This is a genomic window from Domibacillus sp. DTU_2020_1001157_1_SI_ALB_TIR_016, from assembly GCF_032341995.1.
Classification (GTDB): domain Bacteria; phylum Bacillota; class Bacilli; order Bacillales; family Domibacillaceae; genus Domibacillus; species Domibacillus indicus_A.
In genome coordinates, this window is the sequence record NZ_CP135439.1 from 80,827 (window position 1) to 96,028 (window position 15,202).

Annotated in this window: 15 protein-coding genes; 11 read left to right on the forward strand and 4 right to left on the reverse strand. The window is 44.6% G+C overall.

Translation table 11 applies throughout. The features are described from left to right. Window positions 1-19: 19 nt before the first annotated feature. From recF to dnaA, 4 genes are all read right to left on the reverse strand, one after another. On the reverse strand, window positions 20-1,138 hold the full coding sequence (gene recF / locus RRU94_RS08435; RefSeq protein WP_315693671.1) for a DNA replication/repair protein RecF: 1,119 nt from the start codon (window positions 1,136-1,138) through the stop codon (window positions 20-22). A gap of 23 nt (window positions 1,139-1,161) precedes the next feature. Then, complete coding sequence (yaaA, locus tag RRU94_RS08440) at window positions 1,162-1,398, reverse strand: S4 domain-containing protein YaaA (RefSeq protein ID WP_050180215.1); 237 nt, start codon at window positions 1,396-1,398, stop codon at window positions 1,162-1,164. 93 nt (window positions 1,399-1,491) lie between these two features. Then, window positions 1,492-2,628: a DNA polymerase III subunit beta gene (dnaN, locus tag RRU94_RS08445; protein ID WP_315693672.1), complete on the reverse strand. Its 1,137-nt coding sequence runs from the start codon at window positions 2,626-2,628 to the stop codon at window positions 1,492-1,494. Window positions 2,629-2,819: 191 nt separating this feature from the next. After that, window positions 2,820-4,175: a chromosomal replication initiator protein DnaA gene (dnaA, locus tag RRU94_RS08450; RefSeq protein ID WP_315693673.1), complete on the reverse strand. Its 1,356-nt coding sequence runs from the start codon at window positions 4,173-4,175 to the stop codon at window positions 2,820-2,822. Window positions 4,176-4,761: 586 nt separating this feature from the next. Between dnaA and rpmH the strand changes: the two genes are divergently transcribed. From rpmH to RRU94_RS08505, 11 genes are all read left to right on the forward strand, one after another. Next, window positions 4,762-4,896 carry a 50S ribosomal protein L34 gene (gene rpmH, locus RRU94_RS08455; RefSeq protein ID WP_046180646.1) on the forward strand — a complete coding sequence of 45 codons (135 nt, stop codon included), beginning with the start codon at window positions 4,762-4,764 and terminating at the stop codon, window positions 4,894-4,896. 124 nt (window positions 4,897-5,020) lie between these two features. Continuing rightward, window positions 5,021-5,365: a ribonuclease P protein component gene (rnpA, locus tag RRU94_RS08460; RefSeq protein WP_251271143.1), complete on the forward strand. Its 345-nt coding sequence runs from the start codon at window positions 5,021-5,023 to the stop codon at window positions 5,363-5,365. Between the two features lie 48 nt (window positions 5,366-5,413). Beyond that, window positions 5,414-6,160 (forward strand): YidC family membrane integrase SpoIIIJ, encoded by a 747-nt coding sequence (gene spoIIIJ, locus RRU94_RS08465; RefSeq protein WP_315693677.1) that lies wholly within the window; start codon window positions 5,414-5,416, stop codon window positions 6,158-6,160. Between the two features lie 230 nt (window positions 6,161-6,390). After that, a complete protein-coding gene (gene mnmE, locus RRU94_RS08470; protein ID WP_315693679.1) occupies window positions 6,391-7,776 on the forward strand; it encodes a tRNA uridine-5-carboxymethylaminomethyl(34) synthesis GTPase MnmE in 1,386 nt (461 codons plus the stop codon). A 24-nt stretch (window positions 7,777-7,800) separates the two neighbouring features. Next, a complete protein-coding gene (gene mnmG, locus RRU94_RS08475) occupies window positions 7,801-9,693 on the forward strand; it encodes a tRNA uridine-5-carboxymethylaminomethyl(34) synthesis enzyme MnmG (protein ID WP_315693681.1) in 1,893 nt (630 codons plus the stop codon). A gap of 15 nt (window positions 9,694-9,708) precedes the next feature. Beyond that, entirely contained in the window at window positions 9,709-10,425 is a 717-nt protein-coding gene (gene rsmG, locus RRU94_RS08480) for a 16S rRNA (guanine(527)-N(7))-methyltransferase RsmG (RefSeq protein WP_251271146.1), read from the forward strand. A 69-nt stretch (window positions 10,426-10,494) separates the two neighbouring features. Then, a complete protein-coding gene (gene noc, locus RRU94_RS08485; protein WP_375164540.1) occupies window positions 10,495-11,334 on the forward strand; it encodes a nucleoid occlusion protein in 840 nt (279 codons plus the stop codon). A 288-nt stretch (window positions 11,335-11,622) separates the two neighbouring features. After that, the gene (locus RRU94_RS08490) at window positions 11,623-12,384 is read left to right on the forward strand and encodes a ParA family protein (RefSeq protein ID WP_315693683.1); all 762 of its coding nucleotides are present in this window, start codon (window positions 11,623-11,625) and stop codon (window positions 12,382-12,384) included. Next, window positions 12,377-13,228, forward strand: coding sequence for a ParB/RepB/Spo0J family partition protein (locus tag RRU94_RS08495; protein ID WP_315693684.1), 852 nt, complete (start codon window positions 12,377-12,379; stop codon window positions 13,226-13,228). Before RRU94_RS08490 ends, RRU94_RS08495 begins: the two co-directional genes overlap by 8 nt. Before the next feature lie 3 nt (window positions 13,229-13,231). Then, window positions 13,232-13,927 carry a DUF554 domain-containing protein gene (locus RRU94_RS08500; RefSeq protein WP_315693686.1) on the forward strand — a complete coding sequence of 232 codons (696 nt, stop codon included), beginning with the start codon at window positions 13,232-13,234 and terminating at the stop codon, window positions 13,925-13,927. Window positions 13,928-14,071: 144 nt separating this feature from the next. After that, a complete protein-coding gene (locus RRU94_RS08505) occupies window positions 14,072-15,172 on the forward strand; it encodes a sugar ABC transporter substrate-binding protein (protein ID WP_315693687.1) in 1,101 nt (366 codons plus the stop codon). Window positions 15,173-15,202 lie beyond the last annotated feature (30 nt).

Below are 15,202 nucleotides of genomic sequence, written 5' to 3' on the forward strand. Positions count from 1 at the left end.
CTCTTTCGGTAAAATAATCTTACTTTATTTTGGTTACTGCCCCAGCGGTAACGCTGTAGGCAGAGGCGGCATTTAACGTGTCATGCTCAATGCCGTCCGTGTTTGTTGTTGTAACAAACGTTTGCACTTTTCCATGAATCGTATTCAGCAGATGTGACTGGCGGTAATCGTCAAGCTCAGATAGCACATCATCCAGCAGCAAAATCGGGTATTCACCAATTTCCGATTGAATCAGCTCGATTTCAGCAAGCTTTACGGCAAGCGCTGTTGTCCGCTGCTGCCCTTGCGATCCAAACGTTTGAATATTTTTTCCGTTCACATAAAAAAGGAGATCGTCGCGATGCGGACCGGTTAATGTCACACCCCGGTCGACTTCTCTCGTCCGGCTTCTCTGGAAAAGATCCAGCAAAGCCGACCTTATCTGCTCGTCACTCTGCTCCTCTTTTATCCCAGCGGCCGGCTCATACATAATAGCCAGCTCTTCAACCCCTCTTGAAATACCGGCATGAAGCGGACCAGCCCATTTTTGAAGCAGATGAATAAACTCAAAGCGCTTTTTTGTTACTTTTGCCGCCAGCTCAACAAGCTGTTCAGTTAAAACCTCAAGCATCGTCAAGTCAGATGCTTTTTTTGTCTGCAGCTGTTTTAAGTAATGATTCCGCTGCTGCAGCACTTTATGATAAAGGCTTAAGTCATGCAGATACACAGGCGATACTTGACCAATTTCCATGTCAATAAACCGCCTTCTTACTTGCGGACTGCCTTTTACTAATGTTAAATCTTCCGGGGCAAACATCACGACATTCATATTGCCGATGTACTGGCTGAGACGCGTCTGCTCCAAGTGGTTAACCTTGGCTTTTTTGCCTTTTTTGGAGATCAGAAGCTCAATCGGGAGCGATTGGTGCTTTTTCTGCACTCGTCCCTTTATTTTAGCATACTCCGCTTCCCAGCGAATTAAATCTTTATCATTCGAGGTCCGGTGCGATTTGGCCATAGCCAGCACGTAAATGGATTCGATGATATTGGTTTTCCCTTGGGCATTTTCGCCAATGATGACATTTACAGTATTATCAAATTCAACGAGGAGTGATTCATAATTTCGGTAATTCTCTAAAGCCAGTTGTTCAATGTGCATGCAAAAACACCTTTCGACGGCCTTTAATCACTTTCTTCCTCTGTTCCAAATCCTACTTCATATACGCCATCTCCAGGAATCTCCACTTCATCCCCTTCATACAGCTTTCTTCCTCTTCGGTCATCAAGCTCTCCGTTAACGTATACTTCGTGTTCACTTAGATACCATTTTGCCTGGCCGCCAGTTTGAATAATGCCAGCCAGTTTCAGAAATTGGCCAAGGGTGATAAATTCCTCGTTTTCAGCTTTTTTTGTCATCATAATGTGGTTTCCTCCGTAAACATCTTAGTACTTTATTTTAACATAAATACAAAAAAAGCGGCGCAAATATGCCCCGCTTTTCCGGAGTTTGAATTAATACGTTCGCACCGGCAGGATCAACTGAAGTGTTGAATCATCATGAAGCGGACGAATCACAAATGGACGCATTGCGCCTGTAAATTGAATTTCAATTTCGTTCCCCTCAATTGCTTTGAGTGCATCCATCATATATTTTGCGCTGAATGAGATTTTCAATTCCTCTCCTTCAGACGACAAGCTGTTTACCTGCTCGGTTACTTTTCCGATCTCTGGTGAGTTCGATGAAATCTCAACCATCCCGCCGTCCTCGCTGCTCATTTTCACGACGTTGTTCCGCCCTTCCCGCGCTAAGAGAGAAGCACGGTCTACCGCTTGCAGATATTCTTTTGTATTTAAATCAATTTTTGTTTTGTATTCATCAGGAATCAAGCGGGTTGTGTCAGGATAGTTGCCGTCAAGCAGCCGCGAGAAAAACAAAACATGCTTTGAACGGAATAATACTTGGTTTTCTGTCATGACGATTTCAACCGGCTCGTTTGTGTCGTCTAAAATTTTGCTTAATTCCGTCAAGCTTTTTCCAGGAATCACGACGTTGTATTCTCCTGATGGAAGCCCTTCTGCCGCTGTTTTACGAAGAGCCAGACGATGGCTGTCCGTAGCGGTGCAAATAAGCGTGCCATTTTCAATTTTCCAGTTTACACCCGTTAAAATCGGACGCGTTTCTGAAGTAGATACAGCAAATACAGTTTGCCGGATCAATGTTTTAACAAGATCAGCCGGCAGCTTAAAAACATTCTCGTCATCGATTTGCGGCAAATGCGGATATTCATCTGCGTCCTGGCCGTTCAAGCTGAATTCCGCATGTCCTGAACGAATGATCGTTTGAAAAGAAGCAGAGGTTTCAAATTCAATCGTCGAAGCCGGCAGCTTGCGGACAATCTCATTGAAAAAACGGGCATTTAAAACTACGCCCCCTGTTTGCTCGATCGAGGCAATGGATACATCCCCTTCTTCACTTGGAATAAACGATTCAATGGAAATATCGGAGTCACTTCCCGTTAAGGTGATCCCCTCATCTGACGCATGAATTTTAATACCGGTCAAAATGGGAATAGTTGTTCTCGAGCTTACTGCCTTTAAGACATCTTGTACGCCGGCAGCAAGCCGGTCTTTTTGTATCGAAAATTTCATGGGGATCCCTCCGAAATTATTTTGATATAGCAATTCACTTAACTGCGAATTTAGTATTTATATATTAAAAAAATAATAGACGTAGTAGTAGGCGCTGTTGATTTGTGGATAAGTATGCAAAAACGAAGAAATAACAGTCTATCCACATGTGGACAGACTGTTGATGAGCGCCCTTTTTTATTCACAATTTATTAAGCTTTTAAAATGGTGATAATTTCATTTATTTTTTGAGCGGCAGCAGGATCAGTTTCCATGAGCTTTGAAATTTTCTCATGGGCATGAATAACGGTCGTGTGATCACGTCCTCCAAACTCCTCGCCAATTTTAGGCAGTGAAAAATCTGTTAATTCGCGTGACAAATACATGGCTACCTGTCTTGGAAAAGCAACCGATTTTGTCCGCTTTCTGGCTGTAAAATCCTCCAGGCGGATGCCGTACTGCTCCCCGACTACCCGCTGAATATCCGGAATGGTCACGGATTTTGGACGAGCCCCCGGAATAATATCTTTTAAAGCATCTGCTGCTACTGTCGCGTTCACTTCTTTGTTGATTAAAGAAGAGTAAGCAACGACCCGGATCAATGCGCCTTCAAGCTCACGAATATTCGTATCAATTTGATTGGCGATATACAGCATCACTTCATTTGGCACATCAAGATTTTCAGCGCGGGCTTTTTTGCGCAAAATGGCAATCCGCGTTTCAAGGTCCGGCGGTGTAATGTCTGTAATAAGCCCCCACTCGAACCGGGAACGAAGTCGATCCTCAAGAGTCGGGATTTCTTTTGGCGGCCGGTCGCTGGAAATGATAATCTGCTTGCTTTCTTCATGCAGCGTATTAAATGTGTGGAAAAATTCTTCCTGTGTTTGTTCTTTTCCGGCTAAGAACTGAATATCATCAATAAGCAGGACGTCCACATTGCGGTATTTATTACGGAACTCCACCGCTTTATTGTCTCGAATGGAATTAATGAATTCGTTCGTAAACTTCTCCGAGGAGAGATACACCACTTTAGCGTCGGGATTATGCTCAAGCACGTAATGCCCGATTGCATGCATTAAGTGTGTTTTGCCCAATCCTACTCCCCCGTAAATAAACAGTGGATTATACGCTTTGGCCGGTGCTTCTGCTACTGCAAGAGAAGCTGCATGGGCAAACCGGTTGCCGGATCCGATGACAAACGTGTCGAATGTATATTTTGGATTCAGCATACTTTGAATGGTTGATTCCCCGCTTGGCTTTGGCGGTGGAGTTGGCTGTTCAGCCCGATGCGAAGGCGGTACATATGATTCCATGTCGTGAACATCTGGCGAAATAAAGTAAACATCAAGCTTTTCGCCTGTTAATTCATCAATAATTTCGGACGTTAAATGCGTATAATGCCCTTCAAGCCAATCACGATTAAAAAAGTTAGGTGCCGCTATTACAATAGCGTCTCCGTGAAGCGAATGCGCTTTGGTTGACTTCACCCACGTTTCGTAGCTTGGCTTGCTAATTCGCGCCTGGATACGCTCCAGCACTTTATTCCATAAATCATCGATGTTCTCCATTGGCCCCTCCTTACTGACTGTCAGTGCAGTTTGTTTAATGTTTGTACAACCCATTTAGTTAAGGATTCATAATTATGCATGACAATGTTTGTGAATAAATATATAATAAGATAAAACTAGTTTTTCGACAAAATCTACAGGTTGTGGATAAAAATAAAAACACCCTGTTTATTGTTTTTCCACATATTATCCACAGCTGTGGATAGATAATATGTCGAATTTAGTTATCCAGAGTGAAAACAAAATAATAATAGCAGAAAAAACGAGACTCTGCAATCACTTCAATGAATTATCCACAGGCTTTTTCTCCTTGTGAAAATGTTTGTCCACAGGGTGAGGACTTGTGAAAGAACCATCGAAGAAGTTGTGGATAATCGAAAATGCCGTCGATTGCTGTCCACAGATGGAAAATGGGGCAAGATATGATACTTTTTGTATAACCTGCATTCCTCATCAAAAAGACAGTAAAATAATCTGGATCTTTGAGGCTTTTAAAAGGTGGTTGACAGGATGGCCTCTGGTCCTTATAATTAACAAAGACTGTTTTGAAAATATGAATTCGAAAACCTCAGGGAGGTGTTTTAATATGAAAAGAACGTACCAGCCTAACAAACGTAAAAGAAGCAAAGTTCATGGTTTCCGTGCACGCATGAGTTCTAAAAACGGCCGCCGTGTTTTAGCAAGCCGCCGTGCTAAAGGCAGAAAAGTACTATCTGCATAAGACCACTGACCATTTCAGTGGTCTTTTTTTAGGATTGCTAGAAAGGGTCCGCAAAGGCGGCGTGGCAGAAAGCTGCCAAGTCCGCCTTTGTTCTATATGAATGAAAAGCCGGCAGGTGGCATAAATGAAAAAATCATTCCGCATCAAAAAAAACAATGATTTTCAAACGGTCTTCAGCAAAGGGAAGTCGTTCGCAAATCGCCAGTTTGTTGTATATATGTATAAAAAAGAGCAGAATGTTCCGTTCCGGATCGGCTTGTCTGTCAGCAAAAAGCTGGGCAATGCTGTGATGCGCAACCGCATTAAGCGCTGCATCAGACAGAGCTTTACGGAATTAAAAGAAGAAATTCAGCCTGGCTGGGATTTTATTATTATTGCCCGTAAGCCGGCAGTGGACATGTCCTGCGCAGAAATAAAAACAAGCTTAATACATGTACTGAAACTGGCGCGAGCGCTTCAGCGAAAATAATCCAAATGAATAAGCAGGAATTCAGCCAATGACAGGGGGAGCAACCGCTTGAAGAAAAGAACGCTTTCATTCTTGATCGTGGCTCTTTTTTCCGTCCTGCTGGCAGGATGTACGGAAGTAAACCAAGAAATTACAGCAGAAAGTGAAGGATTCTGGAATGAATACGTCATTTATCCGCTCTCACAATTTATTACCGCTACATCTGACCTCGTAGGCGGCTACGGTCCTGGTATTATCGTTGTTACGATCATTATTCGGATCATTATTTTGCCGCTTATGATTAAGCAGACAAAAAGTGCTAAAGCGATGCAGGAGATTCAGCCTGAAATTAAGAAAATTCAAGAAAAATACAAATCAAAAGATGCACAGACACAGCAAAAGCTGCAGCAGGAAACGATGGCATTGTTCCAGAAGCATAGTGTAAACCCGCTGGCTGGATGTTTCCCAATTTTAGTTCAAATGCCGATCATCATTGGACTTTATCAAGCCATTATGCGGACGGGCGAAATTAAAAACCATACTTTTTTATGGTTCGATCTAGGCTCGCCGGATATTATTTTATCTGTTTTAGCTGGTGTTTTTACTTTTTTCCAGCAAAAACTAATGATGGCAGGACCCGCAAGTGATAATCCGCAAATGAAAATGATGCTGTACTTAATGCCGATCATGATCATCGTGTTTGGGATTACGCTGCCGTCGGCACTTGCTTTGTATTGGGTAGTCGGCAGTATTTTTATGATTATTCAAACATTAATTATTGGCAGAAAAAAGCCGGTTCAGGATGCTGGCCTTTAATAATGAGTAGAAGAAAAGACATTGCTAACATCGCAATGTCTTTTTTTGTGTAGAAAAAGGGTTATATTTCCATACATAAACGTGCGTTTAAAGAAAAAAGTTATCAACATGTGGATGAACATATACCTTTTTTTCGGTGAACAGCTGTGATATTCTATTTATTTAGGGAATCAAATAAAAGCCAATAGGCGATAACATATACTAACATCAATATGAAAGAGGTGAACAACGTGGAGTTCGACACAATAGCGGCTATTTCAACACCGCCGGGAGAAGGGGCGATTGCCATCGTCCGACTAAGCGGCGATCAGGCGATCTCTATTGCGGATAAAGTGTTTCGTGCACCTGGACAAAAGCAGTTGTCCACAGTGCCGAGTCATACAATTCACTATGGCCACTTAGTTGAGCCATCCACAGGACGTGTCGCGGAGGAAGTGATGGTATCTTTAATGAAAGGGCCAAAAACATTCACACGCGAAGATGTCGTGGAAATCAACTGTCACGGAGGCATTACAGCCGTTAATCGCGTACTGCAGCTTGTTTTAAATGAAGGAGCTCGCCTTGCCGAACCCGGTGAATTTACAAAGCGTGCTTTCTTAAATGGCCGTATTGATTTATCACAGGCAGAAGCTGTGATGGACTTGATTCGTGCCAAAACAGACAAGGCGATGAACGTGGCGTTAAACCAAGTGGAAGGGCGGCTGTCCCGATTGATTGGGCGGCTTCGCCAGGAGATTCTTGAAACGCTGGCTCATGTGGAAGTGAACATTGATTATCCGGAATATGACGATGTGGAGGAAATGACACACCGTGTGCTTCTTGAAAAATCACAATTTGTTCAATCTGAAATTGAACGTCTGCTCCGGACAGCTGAACAAGGTAAAATTTTACGTGAAGGGTTGTCGACAGTTATTATTGGGCGTCCGAATGTCGGTAAATCTTCACTTTTAAATGCGCTCGTACAAGAAAACAAAGCGATTGTGACAGATATTCCCGGCACAACACGTGATGTAATTGAAGAATACGTGAACGTGCGCGGCGTGCCGCTCCGTCTAGTTGATACGGCGGGTATTCGCGAAACAGAAGATATTGTGGAACGAATTGGTGTCGAGCGCTCAAGAAAAGTATTAAAAGAAGCGGATCTTATCTTGCTTGTATTAAATTATTCTGACGAGCTGACGCCGGAAGATGAAAAGCTGTTCGAAGCAGCAAGCGGCATGGATGTGATTGTCATTGTGAACAAAACGGATCTTGAGCCGAAAATAAATATGGACCGTGTAAAAGAACTGGCTGGCAGCAGCCGTCTTGTGACGACTTCGCTTCTTGAGGAAAAAGGAATTGATGAATTGGAAGAAGCGATTGCTGGTTTGTTTTTCTCAGGTGCAGTTGGTGCGCAGGATATGACGTATGTGTCTAATTCCCGTCATATTGCCCTATTAAACCAGGCAAGCCGCTCTATAACAGACGCTATTCATGGAGTAGAAGCAGGCGTGCCAATTGATATTGTTCAAATTGATTTAACAAGAACGTGGGAGCTGCTCGGTGAAATTATCGGCGAAAGCGTCCACGAAAGCTTGATTGATCAGCTGTTTTCACAATTTTGCCTCGGGAAATAATGAACGGAAAGGAAGAAAAACAGCATGAATTACTATGAAGCAGGCGAATATGAAGTCATTGTTATTGGGGCGGGCCATGCTGGAGTAGAAGCAGGGCTTGCTTCTGCACGGACAGGCGCCAAAACGCTAATGATTACCATTAACCTTGATATGATCGCTTACATGCCATGCAACCCGTCTGTCGGCGGACCGGCAAAAGGAATTGTTGTCCGGGAAATCGATGCGCTTGGCGGTGAGATGGCCAAAAATATTGATAAAACACACATTCAAATGAGAATGCTGAATACAGGAAAAGGACCGGCTGTGCGGGCGCTGCGCGCGCAGGCGGATAAAGTGCTGTACCAGCAGGAAATGAAAAAAACGATTGAAAACGAACCGAATTTAACGCTCGTTCAAGGAATGGCAGAGCGGTTAATCGTGGAAGAGGGAGAATGCCGCGGTATCATCACACAAACAGGTGCCGTTTACCGTTCAAAAGCTGTAATTATTACGAGCGGAACGTTTATGCGCGGTGAAATTATTCTCGGTGATTTAAAATATTCCAGCGGCCCGAACAATCAGCAGCCTTCTGTAAAGCTATCCGAGCATTTAGATGAGCTTGGCTTTGAACTTGTCCGCTTTAAAACAGGGACACCGCCGCGCGTCAACAGCCGGACAATCGACTATTCCAAAACAGAAATTCAGCCGGGTGATGATGTTCCCCGTGCATTCAGCTATGAAACAAAAGAATTTATCATGGATCAGCTGCCATGCTGGCTGACGTATACAAATGAAGAAACACATAATATTATCGGTGAAAACCTGCACCGTTCTCCGATGTACTCTGGGGTCATTAAAGGACGCGGACCGCGTTATTGTCCATCAATCGAAGATAAAGTAGTCCGTTTTAATGATAAGCCGCGCCACCAGATTTTCCTTGAGCCGGAAGGACGGAATACAGAAGAAGTATACGTACAGGGCTTTTCTACAAGCCTGCCGGAGGATGTACAATACCGGATGCTTCGGACAATCCCGGGCCTTGAAAAAGCACAGCTGATGCGTGCGGGCTATGCGATTGAATATGATGCAGTTGTGCCGACACAGCTATGGCCGACACTGGAAACAAAACGAGTGAAAAACTTGTACACAGCTGGGCAGATTAACGGTACATCCGGTTATGAAGAAGCAGCTGGGCAAGGTTTAATGGCCGGTATTAACGCTGCGTGCCGCGTGCTTGGCAAAGAAGAAGTAGTGCTGAGCCGTTCCGACGCTTATATCGGTGTTATGATTGACGACCTTGTCACAAAAGGAACGAGCGAACCATATCGCCTGCTCACTTCTCGTGCGGAATACCGCCTTCTTCTTCGTCATGACAACGCGGATCTTCGCTTAACAGAAATCGGCTATAAAATCGGCACCATTTCTGAAGGACGCTATGAAGCTTTCCTGGCGAAAAAAGAAGCGATTGCGGCTGAAATCGATCGGTTGAAAGCAACGATTATTAAACCGGATGAAAAAACACAGGCGCTTATTCGTGAAGCAGGTGGAAGCGAGCTGAAAGACGGCATTCGCGGAGCAGACCTGCTGCGCCGTCCGGAAATGACGTATGCGGCAATCAAGCAGCTTATCCCGGCAGATGCCCCGCTTGATGAAGAAGTAGAAGAGCAAGTGGAAATTCAAATTAAATATGAAGGGTACATTGAAAAGTCCCTTCAACAGGTTGACCGGATGAAGAAGATGGAAAACAAAAAAATTCCGGCTGACATTGATTACGATGCAGTGAGCGGTATCGCCAATGAAGCACGGACAAACTTAAAAGAAGTCCGTCCGCTTTCCATCGCACAGGCTTCACGTATTTCAGGCGTGAACCCGGCCGATATTTCCATTTTGCTTGTTTACATTGAGCAGGGCCGTGTTGCACGGACCGTCAGCGAATAAGAAAGGAACGAAAACATGAAAATCGACCAATTTCAATCCGAACTTGCCAAAAACGGCATTGAGCTGTCTGAAGAACAGCTTGGCCAGTTTCAGCGCTACTATGAACTGCTTGTAGAGTGGAACGAAAAAATGAATCTCACTGCAATTACCGAGCAGGAGGAAGTGTATATGAAGCACTTTTACGATTCACTTACAGCCGGCATCTATACCGATTTAACAAAACCAGCCCGGATTTGTGATGTCGGCGCCGGCGCCGGCTTTCCAAGCATCCCATTGAAAATTGCTTTTCCGAATTTGGATGTCACCATCATTGATTCGTTAAACAAGCGTATTACGTTTTTGAATCATCTAGCATCCGAGCTGAAGCTTGAACATGTTCAATTCGTTCACGGACGTGCAGAAGAAATGGGACGGAACCCGGAGCATCGCGAGCAGTATGACATCGTAACGGCACGTGCCGTTGCCCGCATGTCTGTCCTGTCTGAGCTGTGCCTGCCGTTTGTGAAAAAGGGCGGTACATTTGTTGCCATGAAAGCAGCGAGTGCGGCGGATGAAATGGAAACAGCTGCAAAAGCAATCGGAACACTTGGCGGTCAAACTGAAGAGGTTTTTTCTTTCCGCCTGCCGATTGAAAACAGTGAGCGGACGATTATCGTGATTCGGAAGAAAAAAGAAACGCCGAAAAAGTACCCGCGAAAGCCGGGCACACCGAATAAAACACCAATTGAATAGTTCTTAAGCAGGAACAGGGCGCCTCATGGCGAATACTATCAGAATGGAGAATGAAAAGGTGGTGTAAACATGAAGCGTCCTTTTTCCCGTCTGTTTGGCGGAAAAAGTGAAACAGCCATGATGTTTCCCGTAGATGAAGTCAAAGAAATACCGGTAGACTCTCTGGAACCGAACCAATTTCAGCCACGTTTTATCTTTCAAGAAGAAAAAATAGCAGAACTTGCGTCAACTATTGCCGTTCATGGCATTATTCAGCCAATTGTTGTCCGGGAGATCGAGGAAGAAAAATATGAAATTATAGCAGGGGAGCGCCGTTTTCGGGCAGCCAAAAGCCTTGGGCATGAAACGGTACCCGTTATTGTCCGTCAGTTTACGGACGAGCAGACCGCTTCAGCAGCGCTGATTGAAAATATACAGCGGGAAGAGCTGTCTCCAATTGAAGAAGCAAGCGCTTATCAAAGCCTTCTTCATATAAATAATACAACCCAGCAGTCTCTTGCCCAAATGGTCGGAAAAAGCCAGTCGTTTGTGGCGAATAAGCTGAGGCTGTTAAAGCTGCCGGACGAAGTGCAGCAGGCGGTTGCTGAAAAAAAAATTACCGAACGCCATGCTCGGGCGCTGCTGCCACTGAAAAAGCCTGAATGGCAGTGTGAGCTTCTGCGTATTGTGCTTGATAAAGGATTGAATGTAAAACAAACAGAAGACCGCGTGGTCAAAATGCTTGAAAAAGAACCGCCGCGCCCGCGTACAAAAGCGGTCAGCCGTGATATTCGCATTGCGTTAAATACGATTCGCCAGTCACTTGTGCTTGTAGAGAAAAGCGGCATCCACGTAGAACAAGATGAAGAAGACCATGAAGATTTCTATCGGATTACGATTCAAATTCCGAAAAAACCAAAGCAATCATAAACAATGCCGTTTTGATAAAAAACGGTTCAGGCTGCCCACAAACGTCCGCGTTCGGCGTCACTTGCCGTCTGCGAATGCTCATGACCTAAAAAAGGTCACTCCGCTTCTCAGCCGGCGGCGTTCTTGGAAAGAGCAGGCGTTTTCAATCAGCCTGCTTTCTTACTTTGTCTACACTCTCAGCCGTTTTAATAAAAAGCGGCTTTTTTTTTACGGCGTAAAAGCCAAAACGCGCCAATTTTGATAAAATAAAAACAGATAACACCGACAGACGAAAGCAGGTGGCTTCTTTTGGGAAAAGTAATTGCGGTCGCCAATCAAAAAGGCGGCGTTGGAAAAACAACAACATCAGTAAATTTAGGGGCATCACTCGCCTCTCTTGACAAGAAGGTGCTTCTTCTTGATATTGATCCGCAGGGAAACGCAACAAGCGGTGCCGGCGTTGAAAAAAAAAGCGTAGATCAATGCATTTATGACGTCATTGTGGATGATGTAGAACTGGCTGATGTCATTAAGCCTACAACAGCGAAAGGCATGTTTGTCGCACCGGCAACCATTGCCCTCGCAGGTGCTGAAATTGAACTTGTATCTGCCATTTCCCGAGAGCTTCGAATGAAAAGGGCACTCGAGCCGCTCCGTGAAAGCTTTGATTATATTATTATCGACTGTCCGCCATCGCTTGGTTTGTTAACGATCAATGCGCTGACGGCAGCGGACTCTGTTTTAATTCCAGTTCAATGTGAATATTATGCGCTTGAAGGATTAAATCAGCTGTTAAATACAATCCGGCTCGTTCAAAAGCATTTAAATAAAGACCTTTACATAGAAGGTGTTCTATTAACCATGTTTGATGCCCGGACCAATTTAAGTATTCAAGTGGCAGAAGAAGTGAAAAAGTATTTTCATGACAAGGTGTATCAATCTGTCATACCGCGTAACGTCCGATTAAGTGAAGCACCGAGCCACGGCAAACCGGTTTTACTGTATGATGCCCGTTCACGCGGTGCAGAAGTGTATCTTGATTTTGCGAAAGAGGTGGCAGCACATGGCTAAAGGGCTCGGCAGAGGTTTGGATGCACTTTTTAAAGATTTAGGTGCTGATGATAAAAACAGCACTGTGCAGGATATTTCCGTTAAAGAGATTCGCCCGAATCCGCATCAGCCGCGGAAAAAGTTTAAAGAAGAAGCAATTGAAGAATTAAAGCAGTCTATACAGTCACACGGCATCCTGCAGCCGATCGTGCTTCGAAAAAGCATAAAAGGATACGAGATTGTAGCCGGAGAACGGCGTTACAGGGCTGCTAAAGCGGCTGGCATGACAGCTGTGCCGGCGATCATTAAAGAATTAACAGAAGCTCAAATGATGGAGCTTGCTCTGCTGGAAAACCTTCAGCGGGAGGATTTAACCGTAATGGAAGAAGCGGCAGCTTATCAGCTGATTATGGACAAGCTGAACGTTACACAGGCAGAGCTTGCCGAGCGGATCGGCAAGAGCCGTCCGCATATTGCCAATTACGTCCGGCTGCTTGATTTGCCGGGTGAGATTCAAGATATGATTTCAGATGAAAAACTATCGATGGGACATGCCCGGGCGCTGCTCGGTGTGAAGCCGAAAGCAAAGCAGCTAAAGGCAGCTGAAAAAACAGCTTCAGAAAACTGGACCGTCCGCCAGCTTGAAAGTTGGATCCGGGAAGAAAAAGAAAAAGTTTCACGTGAAACAAAGCCGGTTAGAAAAGATATTTTTATTTTAGATCAAGAAGAGGTTCTTCGGGAGCGGTTCGGCACATCCGTGCAAATCCGCCAATCTAAAAACGGCAAAAAAGGTAAAATTGAAATTGAATATATGTCTACGGAAGACTTAAACCGCATCTTGGAAATGCTTGATAACAGAGGTTAAACGATGTTTATAACAGGTTCGCTCGTGAATGGAATTGCCATTGGCGCCGGTGCATTGCTCGGCGCCTCTATGGCGAGGATTCCAGAAGGAATAAAAGGAACAGTCATGCACGCGATTGGGCTGGCGGTAGTGGTGCTTGGCTTACAAATGGGATTAAAAGGCGAGAATTTCCTGCTCGTGATTTTGAGTCTTACAGCTGGCGCTGTAGTAGGCGAGCTGCTTAAAATTGATGAACGGCTGAATGATCTTGGCAATTGGCTTGAGCAGAAAGTAGGCTCAAAAGGAAACGGCAGCATTTCGCAGGGGTTTGTAACGGCGACTCTTATTTTTGTCATTGGGGCAATGGGTGTTATTGGCGCGCTTGACAGCGGCATCCGGGGAAATCATGAAGTGCTGTTTACAAAATCACTGATCGATGGGATTACGGCTCTTATTTTAACGACTACACTTGGCATCGGTGTTTTATTTTCCGCTGTCCCTGTTCTTCTATATGAAGGGCTTATTGCCCTGTTTGCGACGCAAATTGACCGTTTTGTTTCGCAGGAATGGATGGATGCCTTTATTTTAGAAATGACGGCAGCCGGGGGGATTATGATTTTTGCCATCGGTCTGAATTTGCTTCAAATTACCAATATACGCATTGCTAATCTGCTGCCGGCAATTGCCTTCGTCGCCTTGTTTGTAACGATTTGGCCGTAAGCTTCTCTTCGGAGGAGCTTTTTTCATTTTTCAAAAAACTCATTGACACCTGCTCTTTCCCATGTAATAATCCTAGTTATTACATAAGAATTATAAGGTTATTGAAATGGAAGGGGGCAGCACAGGATTGTCTGTGCGGATTCAATGAAGTTAAAACAAACATTAGGCCTTTCGGCTGTAGCACTTTCACTTTTTCTAGCAGGCTGCGGCGGCGAAAATGCTTCATCAGGCGGAAGCCATACACCTGTTGAAAACGTACCCGAGCAGGTAAACGGAGAAGATCCGGTTAAAATTAAAGTAATCCGCAAAATTGGCGGTGACGACCATACGGCCCAGTTTTTAGCGGGCGCACAAAAAGAAGGCGAATCGCTTGGGTTTCAAGTAGACACAATCACCGCTAACGGTGATTCTGCTAAATTCCATGATGCGATTAATCAAGGGCTCACACAGGATTACGACGGCTTTATTATTTCACACGGCGATGATGCAGCAACAATCAGCGAAGTGAAAAAGCTTGTGGAAGCAGGAAAAAGTGTCGTTACATTTGATTCCAATGAGGAACTAAAAAATGTGAAAGGCGTGACCCTGACATCCCAGGATGACGAAGCATTGGCAACACTGGCTCTTGACCAATTGATTAAAGATACAAAGGGCAAGGCAAACATTGCTTATTTATGGGTAGACGGGTTCCCGCCAATGGTACGCCGCAATGCCGTATACGAGCAAAAGCTAAGTGAAAACCCAGGTATCAAGGAAGTGGACCGTTTTGGTGTAGCCGCTGCTGATACAACGGTTCAAACACAAAATGCCGTGCAGGCCATGCTGAAAAAATATCCAGAAGGCAAACTCGATGCTATTTTTGCAACGTGGGATGCTTTCGCTATCGGTGCCGCACGCGCCGTGCAGGAAGCAGGACGGGATGATGTAAAGATTTACGGTATTGACGTTTCCAATGCAGATTTGCAGGAAATTCAAGATCCAAAAAGCCCTTGGCAGTACACAGCTGCCGTAGACCCGGCACTGATTGGTTCAATCGATATGCGTATTCTGGCGAAAAAAATCGCTGGGGAAGAAACACCACAGGAATATGCGCTTGAGCCATCGCTTATTTCAAAAGATCAGCTTCAATCCGCTGACGGCGCAGTGAACATGGAAAGCCTGTCCGGTGTTGTGGAAGGCTGGGGACAGTCGGATGAATTCACAGAAGACTGGATGAAAACGTTAAAAGAACATTATGCAAAATAAGAACAGAACCCGAGGAAATCTCTTTTAAAG